The organism is Georgenia faecalis, assembly GCF_003710105.1.
GTDB lineage: Bacteria > Actinomycetota > Actinomycetes > Actinomycetales > Actinomycetaceae > Georgenia_A > Georgenia_A faecalis.
Map to the genome: position 1 here is coordinate 2,036,864 of NZ_CP033325.1, position 16,026 is coordinate 2,052,889.

Below are 16,026 nucleotides of genomic sequence, written 5' to 3' on the forward strand. Positions count from 1 at the left end.
CCCTCCGGGCCGCAACGGGCCGGCGCCCTGCGGGCGGCAACGGGCGCGGGTCACGATTGACACGGCTTCGTACGCGTGTTCGACTCCTCTCATGCGGTGGGACGGGCAGGAGATCCAGGCCGACCAGGCGGGCGCGCTGCCGGGCCTCGCGCGCATGGCCGGGCTGCTGCGCACCGTCCGCACCCCGGAGTTCGCCGGCATCACCTTCCACGAGGTCGCCGCCCGCTCGGTGCTCAACAAGGTGCCCGAGGCGTCGAGCATGCCCTTCCGCTGGACGGTCAACCCGTTCCGCGGGTGCAGCCACGCCTGCACGTACTGCTACGCCCGGGCGACCCACCGCTACCTCGACATGGACACCGGGGCGGACTTCGACACCCAGATCGTCGTCAAGGTCAACGCCGTCGAGGTCCTGCGCCGCGAGCTCGCCCGGCCCGGCTGGACCCACGAGCAGGTCGCGCTCGGCACCAACACCGACCCCTACCAGCGGGCCGAGGGCCGCTACCGGTTCATGCCCGGGATCATCGAGGCGCTGGCCGAGGCCCGCACGCCGCTGTCCATCCTCACCAAGGGCACGCTGCTGCGCCGCGACCTCCCGCTCCTCGCCCGCGTCGCCGAGACCGTCCCGGTCTCGCTCGGCGTCTCGCTCGCCGTCCTCGACGAGGACCTCCAGCAGCTGCTCGAACCGGGCACCCCGACACCGCGGGCGCGCCTGGACCTCATCCGCTCCATCCGCGACGCCGGCCTCGACTGCCACGTCATGGTCGCCCCGATCCTGCCGTGGGTCACCGACTCCCGCGAGCACCTCGACGCCCTGTTCGCGGCCGTCGCCGACGCGGGCGCCTCCTCGGCGCACGCGTTCCCCGCGCACCTGCGCCCCGGCGTGCGCGAGTGGTACCTGGGGTGGCTCACCGAGCACCGGCCGCACCTCGTCGCCCGGTACCGCCGGCTCTACGGGCGAGGCTCGTACGTGAGCGCGGAGTACCGGGACTGGCTGCGCGAACGGACCCGGCCCCTGCTCCGCCGCCACGGCCTGGCGGGACGGTCGGGGTTGCGCGACGTCGGTGACGCGGAGCGGGCCGGGGCGGAGGCGATGGGGGTGATGGCCGCGTCGGGTGCCGCCAGCGCGGCAAGCGACGGCGCTGCGCCGGGTGACGGGGCACGGCCAGGCGACGGCGCCTGGGCTCCACCGAGCGCCCCGGACGCCGTCATGCAGCAGGCGCTGTTCTAGGAGCGCGGCCCGGCCCGTCCGGCCGGCCGCGGGGTGTGCCCCGGCCGTGCGGGCGCCGTGGGAGACGGCGGGGCGGGACGCCTCGGGCTCACAGGTCGTGCTCGGCGAGCTCGCGGAACTCGTCGGGCACCCCACGGCCCCCGCGCATGGTCGCGGGCAGGTAGCCCACGGCGCCGGGCCCGAACTTGTCCCGGACGGCGTCCATCGACCGGTCGAGCGCCCACCGCGCCGACCCCGTCTCCGAGCCGGGCCGCCACGGGTCCGGCGGCGGCAGCGGGAGCTCGAGCTGGATCGCCTCCTGGGCGGTGAGGTTGGAGACGGAGACGGCGAGCAGGCTGATCTCGGGCTCGTGCTGGTCTTGCTCGCGGAGCGCCTGCCACACGAGGCGCTCGGCGACCTCGGTGAGCGTGAGCGTCGCCGACACCGGCGCGGCGAGGGTGAGCGAGCGCGTGACCGCGCGCATCCCCGGGAAGCGCACCCGCACGGTGACGGTGCGGCCCGCCCGCCCCTTCGCACGCAGCCGCCCGGCCACCCGCTCGGCCAGGTGCCCGAGCACCTCGCGGACGAGCTCCGGCGTCACCCGGGTGCGGCCCATGGCCGACTGCGCCCCGACGGAGCGCGCCCGCGGCGACGCCGCCACGCGCCGCGGGTCGTCGTTGTGGGCGAGGGCGTGCAGCGTGGTGCCGGTGGCGCGCCCGAGGGCACGCTCGAGAGTCCCGCTCTCGGTGCGGGCGAGCTCGCCGATGGTGCGGATGCCCCGCTCGGCGAGCCGGCGTTCCGTCACGGGTCCGACGCCCCACATGAGGCCGACCGGCAGGGGGTCGAGGAAGGCCCGCTCGTCGGCAGCGTGGACGACGACGAGGCCGTCCGGCTTGGCGACCTGCGAGGCGATCTTGGCCAGGTGCTTGGTCCGCGCCGCCCCCACCGAGATGGGTAGGCCCACCTCGGCGCGCACCCGCTCGCGCAGCCGCGTGGCGATCTGCTCGGGCGGGCCGAAGAGGTGGGTCGATCCGGCGACGTCGAGGAAGGCCTCGTCGATCGAGATCCGCTGCACCGCCGGCGTCACGGTGCCGAGGATGTCCATCACCCGGTCGGCGAGGCCCTGGTACTGGTCGAAGTGCGCGCGGACGAAGAGCAGACCGGGGCACAGGTGGGCCGCCCGCCAGCCCGGCATCCCGCCCTGCACGCCGTGCGCCTTCGCCTCGTAGGACGCCGCGAGCACCACGCCGCCGGCGGCGCTGCCCCCCACCGCGATGGGCCGCCCCCGCAGGGACGGGTCGAGGAGCTGCTCGACGGAGGCGTAGAACGCGTCGAGATCCGCGTGGAGGATCGTCGGGCCCACCGTCATCGCCCTATCGTAGTCGAACACACGTTCGGATGACGAGGGGCGGCGCGGTGGGTCGGGCGGGCCCCGACGGGGCGCGAGCCCGGGCGCCACGCGCCCGGCGGGAAGGAAGCCGCCAGGGCGGTGCCGGCGGCGGGCGCCGCCGGCGGGCGCGGGGGCGCCGCCGGCCGGGCCCTGCCGCTCAGAGGCGCACGAGCGAGCCCTCGCGGGTGACGGCGTCGGCGGACTCGTCGTCGAACCACACCCCGCCGGTGGCGAGGTAGCGGAACTGCACGGGCTGACCGGGCTCGACGAGCACCGAGGTGCTCACCGTGCCGTTGCTCCGGCGCCGCAGGACGTGCGCGCCGGGGGTCCAGTCGTTGAAGGTGCCGACCACGCTCACCGTGCCGACGATCTGCGTGGCGGGCAGGATGAACGTGAGCTTCGCTGCGCCGGTCTTCGGGTCACGGGACTTCTTGATCATTGGTTCCTCGTTCGGTCGGGGGTGGGCGCAGGAAGTCTCATCCGCGGCAGTGCGAGGAGCCGGGCGACACTCCGGTGACACCGGTGCGGCGCGCGCCACACTCCGGACCGCGTCCCGTCCCCCGCCGACCGGGGCACGCTCCCGTCAGGCGTTCTGCCAGAGCCCCACGACGTTGCCCTCGGTGTCGGTGAAGTAGGCGGCGAAGCCCATGTCGCCGACCGGCTCCTTCTCCGTCACGACCTTCCCGCCGTGCGCGAGCACCCGGGCGAGGTCGGCGTCGATGTCCGCGCTGTGGAGCACGACGACGGTGCCCCCGTTCGTGGCGTCGCGCGGCGTCATCCCCCCGCCGATGTACCCCGGCTCGCCGGGCATCCCGTCCTCGCCCACCGGCCCGGTGGAGACGCCGACGTAGTCGAGCTCGGGCATCTCCTCCGTCTCCCACGAGAAGACGTCGCGGTAGAAGGCCTTGGCCCGCTCGCGGTCGTCGAACGGGATCTCGAAGTGGATGACGCGCCCGCTCATGCTGACCTCCTCGTCAGGGCCGGCACCCCCGTCGGCCTGTACCTCCGATGCTAGGCGCGGGCCGTCGGAGCGCCAAGGGGCACCGCGTTGACCCGTGCGCCCCGTCGCCGCAACGATGCAGCCATGACTGTCGAGTTCGACGCCGAGCTCTGGCTGTGGGAGGAGCGCGCGGGCCACTGGACGTTCGTCGCCCTGCCCGCCGAGGTCGCGGACGAGGTCCTCGAGCTCTCCGCGCCGTATGCCCGGGGGTTCGGCTCGGTGCGGGTGGAGGTGACGGTCGGGACGACGGTGTGGCGCACCTCGATCTTCCCCGACGCCGGGCGTCGCACGTACGTCCTCCCGATCAAGAAGGCGGTCCGGCGGGCGGAGTCCGTCGACGTCGGCGACACGATCCGGGTCACGCTCCGGCTCCTCGACCTCTGACGCCTCGGGGCCTCACGCGCCCCGCCGGGTCCTCGCGGCCGCACCGCGCCCCGGGCGGGTGAGCCACAGGTGCGCGAGCAGCGCGGCCCCCCACACGAGGAACAACGGGTCCCACAGCCAGGCGTGCCCGATCATCGCGGGCCGGTCGTACCCGCCGTCGGGACGGATGACGCCCGCGAGCACGGCGTTGCTCACCAGCGTGTTGACGCCGCCGTAGGCGACGAGCGCGACCGCGCCGACCCAGCTGAGAGCCCGCCAGAACGCCCGCCCGCCGATCCGCTGCCGGTCGACGAGCACCGGGACGACGGCGCCCGCCGCCTTCGCGAGCGCGACGGCCGCGAGGACCAGGCCGGCCTGCAGGGGCGCCTCGGCGTGCAGCCGCACCGCCCACTGACCGACCGTGTCGAGCAGCCAGGTGCCTCCGACGGCCCAGTAGAGGCTGAAGGCGGCGTGCACCAGCCCCGCGGCGCACGCCAGCCCGAGGCAGACGCGGCTCGCCCGCGCCCGACGCGGCGACCCCATGCCCACCACGCTAGGCGCACCCGGCGTGCGCCACCTGTGCGATGGACTGCTCGCTGCCGGACCGTGAAAACCTCATCGCGCCGACGCCCGCGCCCCTACGCTCCGGCCAGGACAGCTCCGGGCAGGACGGAGGTGCTCGAGGGGCGGGTGGTCACCGGTCCCCCCGTCGCGGCACCCTCCCGGGGCGCACTCACCCTGCGGCTCCTCCTCACGCTCGCGCTCCTGGCCGCGTGGGCGCACGCGAGCACGGTGGCCCGCGAGCGCCCGCTCGCCGACCTCGTCGACGCGCTGGGGGCCGGCCGGGTCTCCGCCGTCGTCCTCGGGCGGCCGGAGTCGGGCTCCGTTCGCCTTCCTGCTCCTCGAACCCGCGCCGGTGTGGCGGCGCTCGCCGGTCGAGCGCCCCCGCCGCCGGCTCACCGGCGGCTGGGCCTTCCTCCTCTCCCTCTTCCTCGACCCCGTATCGGTGTCGGGGGCGGGCTGAACCCGCTGCACGCTCCCGTCGTGCCGCGTCAGTCGGCCGGCACCCCGACGCGCTCGGCACTGACCCGCCACAGCGCCGCGGCGAGGGCGGCGTCGTCCGCCTGGGGGTTGGTGGCGGCGACCTTGCGGCGCTCGTAGTACTGCCCCGGCTGCCAGTCCTGGCCGGGCGTGGTGGTCGCGAGCCACACCAGCTGGTCGGCGCCCCGGTCCGGGCCGGGAAGGAGCCGGTGGAGCGGGGTGCGGTAGAGCAGGCGCATCGCGCTCGTCGAACCCTCGGCGAAGTTCGTCGCGATGACGCCGGGGTGGAAGGCCACCGCCGCGATCCCCTTGGGCCCGTACCGGCGCTGGAGCTCCTTCGTGAAGAGGATGTTGGCGAGCTTGGAGTCCCCGTAGGCCCGGTCGGCGCCGTAGTCGCGGACGTGGTCGAGGTCGTCGAGGTCGAGGCGGCCGAAGGCGCGGGCGGCTCGGCTGGAGGACGCGATGACCGTCGCCCGGGAGGTCTCCAGCGTGGGCAGGAGCAGGTGGGTGAGGAGGAACGGCGCGAGGTGGTTGACCTGGAGGGTCATCTCGTTGCCGTCGACCGTGACCTCGCGCCCGCCCATGATGCCGCCGGCGTTGTTGGCGAGGACGTCGATGCGCGGGTAGGTCGCGCGGAGGTCGTCAGCGAGTGCCCGGACCTCGGCGAGGCGGGCGAAGTCCGCGACCCGGTACGGCTGGCCGATCTCGGCCGCGAGCGCCGCGGTCTTCTGGGGGGAGCGTCCGACGAGGACGACGGTGTGCCCGGCGGCGCTGAGGCGGCGCGCCGCGGCGGCCCCGATCCCGTCGCTGGCGCCGGTGAGGACGATGGTGCGAGTCATCCGCCGACCCTACGGACGTCGCCGCGGGTGTGCGCCCGGGGGCGGCGCGGCAGCCCTCACAGCGGCCTAAGGTACGGGGGCATGTCCCCCGCCTCGCGCCCGACGCGCGCCGACCTCCTCGCCTCCGCGGACCGGACCCTCCCGACCATCGCCGCCCCCGGGCTGCGGGTGCTGTTCTGCGGGATCAACCCGGGCTTGTACTCGGCGTGGACGGGGCACCACTTCGCCCGGCCGGGCAACCGGTTCTGGCCGGCGCTGCACCGCTCGGGGTTCACCCCACGCCAGCTGGCCCCCGCCGAGCAGCTCGAGCTGCTCACCTGGGGCCTCGGGGTGACGAACGTCGTCGAGCGGGCGTCGGCGACGGCGGCTGAGCTCTCCCCCGCCGAGCTCCAGGCCGGCGGCGAACGGCTCGTCGCCGACGTCGAGCGGTACGACCCGGCGTGGCTCGCCGTCCTCGGCGTCACGGCCTATCGCGCGGCGTTCCACCGGCCGAAGGCGACGTTCGGGGAGCAGGAGCCGATCGGGGCCACGCGGGTGTGGGTGCTGCCCAACCCCAGCGGGCTCAACGCGCACTTCACGCTCGCCCGGCTCGCCGAGCGCTTCGCCGAGCTGCGGTCTGCCGCTACAGGACCGTGACGAGGATCGTGGCGCCCGTGTTCTCGCCCTCCCGGACGGTCCGCTTCGACGCGACGAGCCTGTCCACCCGCTCGTCGTCCGACTGCTCCGGTCCCGCGATCGCGCGTCGCCCGAGCACAGGGGTCAAGGCGTCCAGGGTGGGCTTGACCAGGTTGTCGAGATCCCAGCCCTGGCCGGATCGCCATGGCGGCGGAAGCCGGAAGTGCATGGTGACCTCGAGGCGCCCGGGCAACGGGCCGTCGTCGGCGACCGCCGCGACCGCCGCCTGATGGACGGCGGCGCGCCACGGCCGCTCACCCGCGGTGGCGAACGTGGCGGGCACACCGCGGACCTCGAACGCCGTCATCACCGGGCGCTCAGCCACCGGCGCAGTGGACCGGTCGTCCGACTCACCGGCCACCGTCGCCACCCGCGCCGAGACCGGGTGGGTCGGGGGCGGCGTGGCGACGATGTAGCCGTCGGCGGGCGTGCCGTAGAGGTGCAGGGACTCCGGGGCCTCTCGCCACCGCCACGCGAGGTGCGCGCAGAAGACCGCGTCGACCTCGTCCTCGAGGCGTTCCAGATGCATGGGCCGTCTCGCGTCCTCTACCGCCGCTCGGATGCTGCGCCAGCGCTCGTTCGCCGGCAGTCCCAGGACGTCCACGGACTCCAGGTGTGCCAGCAGCTCGAGGAAGGCCGCCCGTCGACGCTCGAAGCTCCGACCTCCCTTCGCCTTGTACGGCAGGACGCTTCCGAGCTCGAAGAGCCCGACCATCGCCGGGTGCGGGTAGACCTCGATGCACGGGGGCACGCCCGCGGCATAGGTCGGGTCCGGGTCGAGCGTCCACCCCAGGCGTCTGGCGATCGTCGCGCCGCGAGGGGGGTTGAAGTAGGGGCGGGTGAGGTTGCTGGCGTGGCACGAGGCGCCGTACCGCCCGAACACGCGCGAGACCTCGCGCTCGCAGTCGCGCTGCCCGGACGCGTTGGTGACGATCAGTGGCGCATCCATCGCGGCGGCCCGGACGGGAGCGTGCGCGCCGACCCACGCGACGATCTCGTCGTCGGTGGTCACGCTGGCGGAGTCGACCAACCGGCCTGCACGGTCGACGGCGGCGAGGCCCGTCCGCGCCCGGTTGCTCCACGCCAGGTCCACGCCCACGTACATCTGCCACAAACTAGCCGCGAGCGCCCCGGTGCGTCGGCAAATGACGCCCGCGCGTGGCACCCACGCGCCCGCCGTCACTAGCCGCGCGCCACCGGCCGGCCGTAGGCCTCGAGGAGGCGCAACCACACCTCGCTCGACGTCGGGAACGGTGGCACGGCGTGCCACAGCCGGTCCAGCGGGACCTCCCCCGCGACGGCGACGGCCGCGGAGAACAGCAGCTCGGCGACGTCCTGGCCGACGAACGTCGCCCCGAGCACCACCCCCCGGTCCTCGTCGACGACCATCCGCGCCCGGCCCACGTACCCGTCCGCGTGCAGGCTCGCCCCGGACACCGCGCCCAGGTCCGCCTCCACCACCCGCGTGCGGTAGCCGGCCTCGTCGGCCGCCGCCGCGGTGAGCCCGGCGCTGGCCACCTGCGGGTCGGTGAAGACTACCTGCGTGACGGCGCGGTGGTCGGCGGTGGCCGCGTGCACGCCCCACGGCGCGTCGTCGACGGTCCCGCCCTGGGCGCGGGCGGCGATGACGTCCCCGGCGGCGCGCGCCTGGTACTTGCCCTGGTGGGTGAGGAGGTTGCGGTGGTTGATGTCCCCGACGGCGTAGAGCCACTCGACCGGCTCACCGTCCGGGCCGAGCACCCGCAGGGTCTCGTCCACGTCGAGCCAGCCGCGCTCGCTCCCCAGCCCGACGGCGCCGAGGCCGAGGTCGTCGGTGCGCGGTTCCCGGCCGGTGGCGACGAGCACCTCCGCCACCCGCAGCGTCGACCCGTCGTCGCACTCGAGGACGACGGCGCCGCCGGCCTCGCGCTCCACCCGGCGCGCCGAGACCCCCCGGCGCAGCGTCACGCCACGCTCCTCGAGTCTCTTGCCGACGAGCTCCGCGGCGAACGGCTCGTACCCCGCGAGGAGGTCGTGCCGCACGAGCATCGTCACCGCGCTGCCGAGGTCCGCCCACGCGCCCGCCAGCTCGCACGCGACGGCCCCGCCGCCGATGACCGCGAGGCTCTCGGGGACGACCCGCGCCGCGACGCCCTCGCGGTTCGTCCAGGGCTGCGCCGCGCGCAGCCCGAACGTGTCCGGCACGTGGGCGCGGGTGCCGGTGGCGAGCGCGACGGCGTGCCGCGCGGCCAGGTGCACCTCGCCGTCGGGCGTGGTGACCGTGACCTCGCGCGGGCCGGTGAGGCGGCCGTGACCGCGGACCAGGTCGATCCCGGCGCTCTCGAGCCAGCTCACCTGGCCGGCGTCGTCCCAGTCGCCGACGAAGCTGTCGCGCCGGGCGAGGACCGCCGCGGCGTCGAGGCCGCCGGTGACCGCCTGGCGGGCGCCGTCGACCCGGAGCGCCGCCCGGCGGGCGTCCCCGCTGCGCAGCAGCGCCTTGGACGGGATGCACGCCCAGTACGAGCACTCCCCGCCGACGAGCTCGGACTCGACGATGACCGCGCTGAGCCCGCCGCGGACCGCGCGGTCGGCGACGTTCTCCCCCACGGGTCCGGCTCCGATGACGACGACGTCGTAGACCTGACGCTCGGGCATGGCGCACTCCGCTCCACGAGACAGGCCCCGACCCTACGCTCGGGGGAACGCCGCGCGCATCGAACGGAGGACCGCAATGATCGAGTTCCGCTCCGTGAGCAAACGCTTCGCCGACGGCACGGAGGCCGTCGCCGACCTCGACCTCGTCATCCCGGCCCACCGCACGACCGTCCTCGTGGGCTCGTCGGGGTCCGGCAAGACGACGATCCTGCGGATGATCAACCGGATGGTCGACCCCACGGCCGGCACGGTGAGCATCGACGGTGTCGACGTCCGCCAGCGCGCCCCCGTCCCGCTGCGGCGCGGGATCGGCTACGTCATGCAGAGCGCCGGCCTGCTCCCGCACCGGAGGGTGCTCGACAACGTCACCACGGTGCTGCGCCTGGCGAAGACCCCCCGGGCCACGGCCCGCGAGCGCGGGCTCGCCCTCATGGACACGGTGGGGCTGGACCGCTCCCTCGCGCGCCGCTACCCGCGCCAGCTCTCCGGCGGCCAGCAGCAACGGGTGGGCGTGGCGCGGGCCCTGGCCTCGGACCCGAACATCCTCCTCATGGACGAGCCGTTCGGGGCGGTCGACCCCATCGTGCGCGCCGAGCTCCAGGACGAGCTGCTGCGCCTGCAGCAGCACCTGGCCAAGACCATCGTCTTCGTCACCCACGACATCGACGAGGCGTTCCGCCTCGGCGACCAGGTGGTCATCCTCGAGACCGGGGGGCGCATCGCGCAGCAGGGCACCCCGGCGGACATCCTCGCCGCCCCGGCCAGCCCGTTCGTCGCGCGGTTCATCGGCGCGGACCGGGGCCGGCGCTCGCTGCAGGTGGTCGAGCAGGACGGGCGCCGCCTCGTCGTCGACGCCGCGGGGCGCCCGGCGGGCGTGCTCGACGGCGCTCTCGACGCGCGGCCCGGCGGGGGGCCCGGCACGCTGCCCGATGCGGTGCCCGGCGGCACGCCCGACGCACGGCCCGACGGCGGAGGGCGGCCCTGATGGGCTGGGTCACCGCCAACCTCGGCCTCATCGGCGAGCTCACGCTCCAGCACGCGCGCCTCAGCGTCGTGCCGGTAGTGCTCGGGTTCGTCCTCGCCCTCCCCCTGGGCGTGCTCGCGGCGCGGTACCGCCGGGTCCAGGGCCCGCTGCTCGGCGCCGTCGGGCTGATCTACACGGTCCCCTCGCTCGCCCTGTTCGTCCTCCTCCCCCCGGTCCTCGGCATCAGCTTCCTCAGCGACGTCAACGTCGTCATCGCCATGACGCTCTACGCGGTGGCGCTCATGACCCGGTTCGTCAGCGACGCCCTCGGCTCCGTCGACCCCGCGGTGCGTGCCTCGGCCACCGCCATGGGGTACTCCGCGTGGGGCCGCTTCTGGGCGGTCGAGCTGCCGCTGGCCGGCCCGGTGCTGCTCGCGGGCCTGCGGGTGGTCGCCGTGAGCACGGTGAGCCTGGTGACCGTCGGCGTCCTCGTCGGCATCCGCACGCTCGGCACCCTGTTCATGGACGGGCTCCAGCGCGGGATCCCGGCGGAGATCGTCACCGGGATCGTCGCCACCGTCGTCGTCGCCCTCGTGTTCGACGTCGCGCTCATCGTCCTCGGCCGCGCCCTCATGCCGTGGGCGCGCACCGCCCGCCGCGCCGAGCGCCGCGTCCGGCTCACCGCGGGGGCACCGGCATGAGCCTCTTCGCGCAGGCGTGGGCCTGGCTCACCGCCCCCGAGCAGTGGACCGGCGCCGGGGCGCTGCCGGTGCGGGTCGGCGAGCACCTCCTCTACACGCTCGTCGCCCTGGCGCTCGCCACGCTCGTCGCCGTCCCGGTGGGCTACGCCGTCGGGCACACCGGCCGCGGCCGCCAGCTCGCCGTCGGCCTCGCGGGGGCGGCCCGCGCGCTGCCCTCCCTCGGGGTGCTCACCGTGCTCACGCTCGCGGTCGGCGTCGGGCGGGCCGGGCTCGCCGCCACCGCGGTGCTCGTCGTGCTCGCGATCCCCCCGGTGCTCGCCGGCGCCTACGCCGGGGTGGAGAACGTCGACGGCGCCGTCACGGAGTCCGCGCGTGCCCTGGGCATGACCCCGTGGCAGGTCCTCACCCGCGTGGAGGCACCCCTCGGCCTGCCGCTGCTCATCGGCGGGGTGCGCAGCGCCGCCCTGCAGATCATCGCCACCGCGGTGCTGGCGGCGTACGTCGGGCTGGGCGGTCTCGGGGTCTACATCCAGCGCGGCATCGCTCTGCGCCGCTACGAGGAGATGCTCGGCGGGGCCATCGCCATCGTCGCTCTGGCGCTCGTCGCCGATGCCCTTTTTGCCTTGCTCGCGCGCGTCGCCGTGCGGTTGAGTGGCACGGAGCGCAGGCTCGTACCCACTGTCACGACGTAGGGAGTGCCCATGAGCAGCGTCCGACGCCCACTCACCGTTCTCGGCGCCTCCGGGGCGCTCGCACTGCTGGCCGCGTGCGGGTCCGGCGATCCACTCGCCGAGCCGGCCACGGACGACGGCGGCGCCACCTCCGCCGGCGCCGGGGAGATGGTCGTCGTCGGCTCCCAGGCCTACTACTCCAACGAGATCGTCGCGGAGATCTACGCGCAGGCGCTCGAGGACGCCGGGTACGACGTCGAGCGCCAGTTCCAGATCGGCCAGCGCGACGTCTACCTCCAGGCGATGGAGGGCGGCGAGGTGCACGTCCTGCCCGAGTACACGGGCAACCTGCTCCAGTTCTACGACGCCGAGACGGAGGTCCGCAGCTCCGAGGACGTCGCGGGGGCGCTCCCCGACGCTCTGCCCGAGGGGCTGGAGGTGCTCGCCTACTCCGAGGCGCAGGACGCGGACTCCTACAACGTCACCGCCGAGTTCGCCGAGACCAACGGCATCACCAGCCTCGCCGACCTCGCGGACTACGACGGCGAGATCATCGTCGGCGGCAACGCCGAGCTGGAGAGCCGGCCCTACGGGCCGCAGGGGCTGGCGGACATCTACGGCGTCGAGGTGGACTTCCTCGCCATCGGCGACAGTGGCGGCCCGCTGACCAAGGACGCCATCCGCGACGGCACCATCACCATGGGCGACATCTACACCGCCGACCCGGACCTCGCCTCGGGCGACTTCGTCACCCTGGAGGACCCGGAGAGCATGATCCTCGCGCAGAACGTCGTGCCGCTGGTCGACGCCGCGCTCGCCGACGACCTCGCCGGTGTGCTCGACCCGGTGAGCGAGGCGCTCACCACCGAGGACCTCATCGAGCTCAACGCGCGCAGCCAGGGCGAGCAGCTCGACTCCGCGACCATCGCCACCGACTGGCTCACCGAGAACGGCCTGGCGGGATCGTGAGCGCCGCGACCGACCTCCTCCTCGACGCGTTCTCCCGCGTGCGCGAGGAGGTCCACGCCGCGGCCGACGGGCTCAGCCGCGACGAGCTGGCCGTGCGCCTCGACCCGGACGCCAACTCGGTGGGGTGGCTGCTGTGGCACCTCACCCGCGTGCAGGACGACCACATCTCCGACGTCGCCGGGCGGGAGGAGCGCTGGACCGCCGACGGGTGGCGGGCGCGCTTCGCCCTCCCGGTGGACGGGCTCGGGTACGGGCACAGCTCGGAGGAGGTGGGGCTGGTGCGGGGCTTCGACGCCGAGCTGGTCCTCGCCTACTACGACGCCGTGCACGATCAAACGGTGGCGTTCGTCCGGGGCCTGGACGACGGCGCCCTCGACCGGGTGGTCGACGAGGACTGGGACCCGCCCGTGACCCTCGCCGTGCGGCTCGTCAGCGTCATCTCCGACTGCCTGCAGCACGTCGGGCAGGCGGCGTTCGTCGCCGGGGTCGTCAAGCGCCGACGGGGCAACGGCTGAGACAGCGGGCCAGCGCGTCAGGCGAGCTGGAGCGTGGTGAGGCAGGTGGCGCCGTCGTCGCCGGTGGAGAAGGGCACCTCGCCCGTGCGGCCGTCCGCGGTGATCCGGACGGTTCCCTCGACGTCCCGCGGGAGCCACATCCCGACGAAGCCGTTCTCGGCGGTCGTGCGCTCCTCGTTGAGGATGACGTCGCCGGCGTCGTCGAGGACGGTCACCTCGACGGCCTCGCCGGTGAGCTCGCCCTGGCACGTGGTGAGCGAGTGGTAGAAGCACTCGTGGGTCTGGTCGACGTAGGGGGCCACGGAGAGGTAGAAGCGGTCCTCCGGGAGCGCGAGGGTGAGCTCGCCGGACGCGTCGGAGAGCAGCAGCTCGTCGACCCGCACGGAGGCCATGAGGTCCGCCGGGCGCTCGGCGCCGCCGAGGGCGTCGAGGTGCTCGATGATCTCGGTGGGCTCCATGCCCGCGAGGTCGTACGCGAGCAGGAGCGGGTCGTCGGCGCTCGCCTCCTCGGAGGCGCTCGCCCCGGTGGACGTCCCCGCCGCGGGAAGCGTCTCGTTCGCGTCCTCGCCCGCCGTCGTGCCGGAGGAGCAGCCCGCCAGCACGAGCACCGCGGTGACCATCGTGATCGTCCGTCGTCTCATGGGTCCACCCTCCCGGAGGGGGCATACGTCCGGAATGGGCCCTTGGTCCCCAATCGTTCCGACGGCGTCGGGGTGGTCGGTCGATCGCCGTCCGTCGCCCGGCCGGCGCGGCCCCCCCACGGCGCGCGGGCCCTAGGCTGGCTCCGGTGCCCGGTCCCCCGGGCCCGGTGACCGCCCGCGTGGTGTCGGCGCCGGACACCGGAAGGATGGCCCCGCAGCCGATGAGCACGTCGAAGAACCGTTCCCCCCGCAGCCGTTGGCGCACCCTGGCCTGGCTGGTGCCCGCCGCCCTCGTCGCGGTGGTCGCCGTCGTCCTTCTCGCCCGCTGGCTGCGTGACCTGCCCGCGGTGAGCGCGTTCGTCGCCGACTACCCCGGCACCGCGCCCCGCCCGGCGGACGCCCCCGAGGGGATCCCGGCATGGCTGGCGTGGCAGCACTTCTTCAACGCCTTCTTCCTCGTGCTCCTCGTGCGCACCGGCATGCTCATCCGCGCTGGAGGCCGCCAGCAGGGGCACTGGCAGCGCCGGAACACGGGGCCGCTGCGGACCAAGGGCAAGCCCGCCAAGATCTCGCTCAACCTCTGGCTGCACCTCGCCGTCGACGTCCTGTGGGTCCTCACCGGGATCAGCTACGTCGTCATGCTCCTCGCCACCGGCCAGTGGGTGCGGATCGTCCCGACGACGTGGGAGGTCTTCCCCCACGCCGCGTCGGCGCTGCTGCAGTACGCCTCCTTCGACTGGCCCAGCAGCGACGGCTGGTCGAGCTACAACGCCCTCCAGCAGCTCGCCTACTTCGTCACCGTCTTCGTCGCCGCGCCGCTGTCCATCATCACCGGCCTGCGGATGTCCCCGGCGTGGCCGAAGGGCGCGGGCGGGATCAACCGCGTCGTCCCCATCGGGGTGGCCCGGGCCCTGCACTTCCCGGTGATGCTCTACTTCGTCGCGTTCGTCGTCGTGCACGTGACGCTGGTGCTCACCACGGGTGCCCGCGAGAACCTCAACCACATGTTCGCCGCCAGCGACGACGGCGGATGGCTGGGCGTGGTGCTCTTCGCGGTGTCCGTGGCCCTCATGGTGGCGGCCTGGGTCCTCGCCAAGCCGGTCTTCACCGGCCCGGTCGCGGCGCTCACCGGCAAGGTGGCGCGCTAGCAGCCCTCACCGCCCCGGCGCCGGCGCGGACACCGCCGACTACCGGCCGGACGGCGCGAACGCGCTCTGGAAGACGAGGCACGCCGCACCCACAGCGGCGACCTCGCCGCCGAACGCCGACTCGCGCACGTGCACCGTGCGGCCGTTGGCGGTGCCGAGGTCGGCCAGGGCCGGCAGGAAGATCGCCCGCATCGGTTCCCACGACGGCCCGCCGAGGACGATCTGGTCCACGTCGAGCAGCGCGACCAGGTTCGACACGTACAGGTGCGCGCCGCGCAGCGCCCTCTCCACGACCGCTACTGCAGCGGGATTGCCCAGCTCAGCCGCGCTCCACAGCATGCGGAAGAGCTGATCGACCTCGCGAGCGCTCAGCGCCGAGCCGGTATCCGTCCCGCCGTCCCATCCCGCTGGTGCCGGGAGGGCACCGGTCCGCAGGCCCTCGAGGACCATCCGGAACGGCCGGAGCAGCTCGCCGAAGCACCCCCTGCGGCCGCACTCGCAGATCGGACCGTCAGGATCGACGATGGCGTGCCCCACGTCGCCGGCGTTGCTGGACGCGCCCTCGTGGACGTGCCCGTCGAGCATCAGCCCGACCCCGACCCCGGCGCCCCAGTAGAGGAACGCCTGGTGCGGGTGCTCGGTGGTGGGCCTCACCCAGTGCTCGGCGAGCACCGCGGCGGTGACGTCCTTGGCGAGCAGCGACGGGCGTCCGAACTGCTCCTCGAGCAGCTGCGCCAGGTGCAGCCCCGCCCAGCCCGGCGCCAGCCGCGGGCGGATGAGCGCGCCCTCCTCGGTGTCGATGGGCCCCGGAGCGGCGACGCCGATACCGAGCACGTCCTCCAGCGACCGGCCCGACGACTTGAGGAGCCCGCCAACCGCCTCAGTGATGACGTCCATGGTGTCGCGGGCGACGCCGGAAGGCGGCGGCAGATGGTGCGATTGCGCCACCGGCGTGCCGCAGAAGTCCAGCAACACGCACGTGATCAGGCCCGGATCGAGGTGCACACCCACGGCGTAGGCGCCGTCGGGGTCGGACTGGAGGATGACGGCGGGCTTTCCCGGCCCGCCCGGGGACCGGTTGCCGATCTCTCGGACGAGGCCGCGCTCCAGCAGCCGCCGGCTCACGTTGGACACCGTCTGGGCGCTCAGCTGCGTCTCGCGTGCGATCTCGACCCGGCTCATCCCGTCAGGGCGGCGGCGCAGCATCGACAGCACGATGTTCTCGTTTATCGTCGCGATCGTCGCGAGACTCGCCGCGTGGCTCACCG

18 protein-coding genes are annotated in these 16,026 nt (G+C 74.5%); 9 read left to right on the forward strand and 9 right to left on the reverse strand.

Translation table 11 applies throughout. The annotated features are described in order from the left end of the window. Nucleotides 1-91: 91 nt before the first annotated feature. A complete protein-coding gene (locus tag EBO36_RS08880; protein ID WP_122824286.1) occupies nt 92-1,228 on the forward strand; it encodes an Rv2578c family radical SAM protein in 1,137 nt (378 codons plus the stop codon). 88 nt (nt 1,229-1,316) lie between these two features. Here the strand turns inward: EBO36_RS08880 and dinB are convergent, their stop codons facing one another. From dinB to EBO36_RS08895, 3 genes are all read right to left on the reverse strand, one after another. Beyond that, nucleotides 1,317-2,576, reverse strand: coding sequence for a DNA polymerase IV (gene dinB / locus EBO36_RS08885; RefSeq protein ID WP_122824287.1), 1,260 nt, complete (start codon nt 2,574-2,576; stop codon nt 1,317-1,319). Between the two features lie 178 nt (nt 2,577-2,754). After that, nucleotides 2,755-3,036, reverse strand: a complete 282-nt coding sequence (locus EBO36_RS08890) for an isoamylase early set domain-containing protein (RefSeq protein WP_122824288.1) — start codon at nt 3,034-3,036, stop codon at nt 2,755-2,757. Between the two features lie 144 nt (nt 3,037-3,180). After that, the gene (locus EBO36_RS08895) at nt 3,181-3,558 is read right to left on the reverse strand and encodes a VOC family protein (RefSeq protein ID WP_122824289.1); all 378 of its coding nucleotides are present in this window, start codon (nt 3,556-3,558) and stop codon (nt 3,181-3,183) included. 123 nt (nt 3,559-3,681) lie between these two features. Between EBO36_RS08895 and EBO36_RS08900 the strand changes: the two genes are divergently transcribed. Next, a complete protein-coding gene (locus EBO36_RS08900; protein WP_122824290.1) occupies nt 3,682-3,981 on the forward strand; it encodes a DUF1905 domain-containing protein in 300 nt (99 codons plus the stop codon). 12 nt (nt 3,982-3,993) lie between these two features. Here EBO36_RS08900 and EBO36_RS08905 read toward each other — a convergent pair whose 3' ends face one another. Beyond that, on the reverse strand, nt 3,994-4,503 hold the full coding sequence (locus tag EBO36_RS08905; protein ID WP_122824291.1) for a DUF3995 domain-containing protein: 510 nt from the start codon (nt 4,501-4,503) through the stop codon (nt 3,994-3,996). Nucleotides 4,504-5,012: 509 nt separating this feature from the next. Then, entirely contained in the window at nt 5,013-5,840 is an 828-nt protein-coding gene (locus EBO36_RS08910; protein ID WP_122824292.1) for an SDR family NAD(P)-dependent oxidoreductase, read from the reverse strand. 81 nt (nt 5,841-5,921) lie between these two features. On the opposite strand from EBO36_RS08910, the gene mug reads away from it, so the two are divergent. Further along, entirely contained in the window at nt 5,922-6,476 is a 555-nt protein-coding gene (gene mug / locus EBO36_RS08915) for a G/U mismatch-specific DNA glycosylase (RefSeq protein ID WP_122824293.1), read from the forward strand. On the opposite strand, the gene EBO36_RS08920 is transcribed toward mug, so the two are convergent. Further along, nucleotides 6,463-7,698: a DUF429 domain-containing protein gene (locus EBO36_RS08920; RefSeq protein ID WP_164471416.1), complete on the reverse strand. Its 1,236-nt coding sequence runs from the start codon at nt 7,696-7,698 to the stop codon at nt 6,463-6,465. The genes mug and EBO36_RS08920 overlap by 14 nt on opposite strands. Continuing rightward, nucleotides 7,698-9,149 (reverse strand): dihydrolipoyl dehydrogenase family protein, encoded by a 1,452-nt coding sequence (locus tag EBO36_RS08925; protein WP_122824295.1) that lies wholly within the window; start codon nt 9,147-9,149, stop codon nt 7,698-7,700. The genes EBO36_RS08920 and EBO36_RS08925 overlap by 1 nt, the downstream gene beginning before the upstream one ends. A gap of 76 nt (nt 9,150-9,225) precedes the next feature. Here EBO36_RS08925 and EBO36_RS08930 point away from each other — a divergent pair, with 76 nt between their 5' ends. From EBO36_RS08930 to EBO36_RS08950, 5 genes are read left to right on the forward strand one after another with little or no spacing between them, the layout of a single operon-like run. Then, nucleotides 9,226-10,134 carry an ABC transporter ATP-binding protein gene (locus EBO36_RS08930; RefSeq protein WP_122824296.1) on the forward strand — a complete coding sequence of 303 codons (909 nt, stop codon included), beginning with the start codon at nt 9,226-9,228 and terminating at the stop codon, nt 10,132-10,134. Next, nucleotides 10,134-10,814, forward strand: coding sequence for an ABC transporter permease (locus tag EBO36_RS08935; protein ID WP_122824297.1), 681 nt, complete (start codon nt 10,134-10,136; stop codon nt 10,812-10,814). The genes EBO36_RS08930 and EBO36_RS08935 overlap by 1 nt, the downstream gene beginning before the upstream one ends. Then, nucleotides 10,811-11,506, forward strand: a complete 696-nt coding sequence (locus EBO36_RS08940; RefSeq protein ID WP_122825567.1) for an ABC transporter permease — start codon at nt 10,811-10,813, stop codon at nt 11,504-11,506. The genes EBO36_RS08935 and EBO36_RS08940 overlap by 4 nt, the downstream gene beginning before the upstream one ends. A gap of 9 nt (nt 11,507-11,515) precedes the next feature. Continuing rightward, a complete protein-coding gene (locus tag EBO36_RS08945; protein ID WP_122824298.1) occupies nt 11,516-12,454 on the forward strand; it encodes an ABC transporter substrate-binding protein in 939 nt (312 codons plus the stop codon). Continuing rightward, nucleotides 12,451-12,969, forward strand: coding sequence for a mycothiol transferase (locus EBO36_RS08950; RefSeq protein WP_122824299.1), 519 nt, complete (start codon nt 12,451-12,453; stop codon nt 12,967-12,969). Before EBO36_RS08945 ends, EBO36_RS08950 begins: the two co-directional genes overlap by 4 nt. Nucleotides 12,970-12,986: 17 nt before the next feature. On the opposite strand, the gene EBO36_RS08955 is transcribed toward EBO36_RS08950, so the two are convergent. Continuing rightward, on the reverse strand, nt 12,987-13,610 hold the full coding sequence (locus EBO36_RS08955; RefSeq protein WP_122824300.1) for a CueP family metal-binding protein: 624 nt from the start codon (nt 13,608-13,610) through the stop codon (nt 12,987-12,989). 221 nt (nt 13,611-13,831) lie between these two features. On the opposite strand from EBO36_RS08955, the gene EBO36_RS08960 reads away from it, so the two are divergent. Further along, nucleotides 13,832-14,758 (forward strand): cytochrome b/b6 domain-containing protein, encoded by a 927-nt coding sequence (locus tag EBO36_RS08960; RefSeq protein ID WP_122824301.1) that lies wholly within the window; start codon nt 13,832-13,834, stop codon nt 14,756-14,758. Between the two features lie 39 nt (nt 14,759-14,797). Here the strand turns inward: EBO36_RS08960 and EBO36_RS08965 are convergent, their stop codons facing one another. Next, nucleotides 14,798-16,024, reverse strand: coding sequence for an ROK family transcriptional regulator (locus EBO36_RS08965; protein ID WP_122824302.1), 1,227 nt, complete (start codon nt 16,022-16,024; stop codon nt 14,798-14,800). Nucleotides 16,025-16,026: the final 2 nt, after the last annotated feature.

Coding starts and splice junctions, on each gene's coding strand:
- EBO36_RS08895 (WP_122824289.1), bottom strand. CDS start 3,558: ATGAGCGGGCGCGTCATCCACTTCGAGATCCCGTTCGACGACCGCGAG.
- mug (WP_122824293.1), top strand. CDS start 5,922: ATGTCCCCCGCCTCGCGCCCGACGCGCGCCGACCTCCTCGCCTCCGCG.
- EBO36_RS08960 (WP_122824301.1), top strand. CDS start 13,832: ATGAGCACGTCGAAGAACCGTTCCCCCCGCAGCCGTTGGCGCACCCTG.
- EBO36_RS08890 (WP_122824288.1), bottom strand. CDS start 3,036: ATGATCAAGAAGTCCCGTGACCCGAAGACCGGCGCAGCGAAGCTCACG.
- EBO36_RS08930 (WP_122824296.1), top strand. CDS start 9,226: ATGATCGAGTTCCGCTCCGTGAGCAAACGCTTCGCCGACGGCACGGAG.
- EBO36_RS08945 (WP_122824298.1), top strand. CDS start 11,516: ATGAGCAGCGTCCGACGCCCACTCACCGTTCTCGGCGCCTCCGGGGCG.
- EBO36_RS08955 (WP_122824300.1), bottom strand. CDS start 13,610: ATGAGACGACGGACGATCACGATGGTCACCGCGGTGCTCGTGCTGGCG.
- EBO36_RS08880 (WP_122824286.1), top strand. CDS start 92: ATGCGGTGGGACGGGCAGGAGATCCAGGCCGACCAGGCGGGCGCGCTG.
- EBO36_RS08925 (WP_122824295.1), bottom strand. CDS start 9,149: ATGCCCGAGCGTCAGGTCTACGACGTCGTCGTCATCGGAGCCGGACCC.
- EBO36_RS08940 (WP_122825567.1), top strand. CDS start 10,811: ATGAGCCTCTTCGCGCAGGCGTGGGCCTGGCTCACCGCCCCCGAGCAG.
- dinB (WP_122824287.1), bottom strand. CDS start 2,576: ATGACGGTGGGCCCGACGATCCTCCACGCGGATCTCGACGCGTTCTAC.
- EBO36_RS08910 (WP_122824292.1), bottom strand. CDS start 5,840: ATGACTCGCACCATCGTCCTCACCGGCGCCAGCGACGGGATCGGGGCC.
- EBO36_RS08935 (WP_122824297.1), top strand. CDS start 10,134: ATGGGCTGGGTCACCGCCAACCTCGGCCTCATCGGCGAGCTCACGCTC.
- EBO36_RS08900 (WP_122824290.1), top strand. CDS start 3,682: ATGACTGTCGAGTTCGACGCCGAGCTCTGGCTGTGGGAGGAGCGCGCG.
- EBO36_RS08905 (WP_122824291.1), bottom strand. CDS start 4,503: ATGGGGTCGCCGCGTCGGGCGCGGGCGAGCCGCGTCTGCCTCGGGCTG.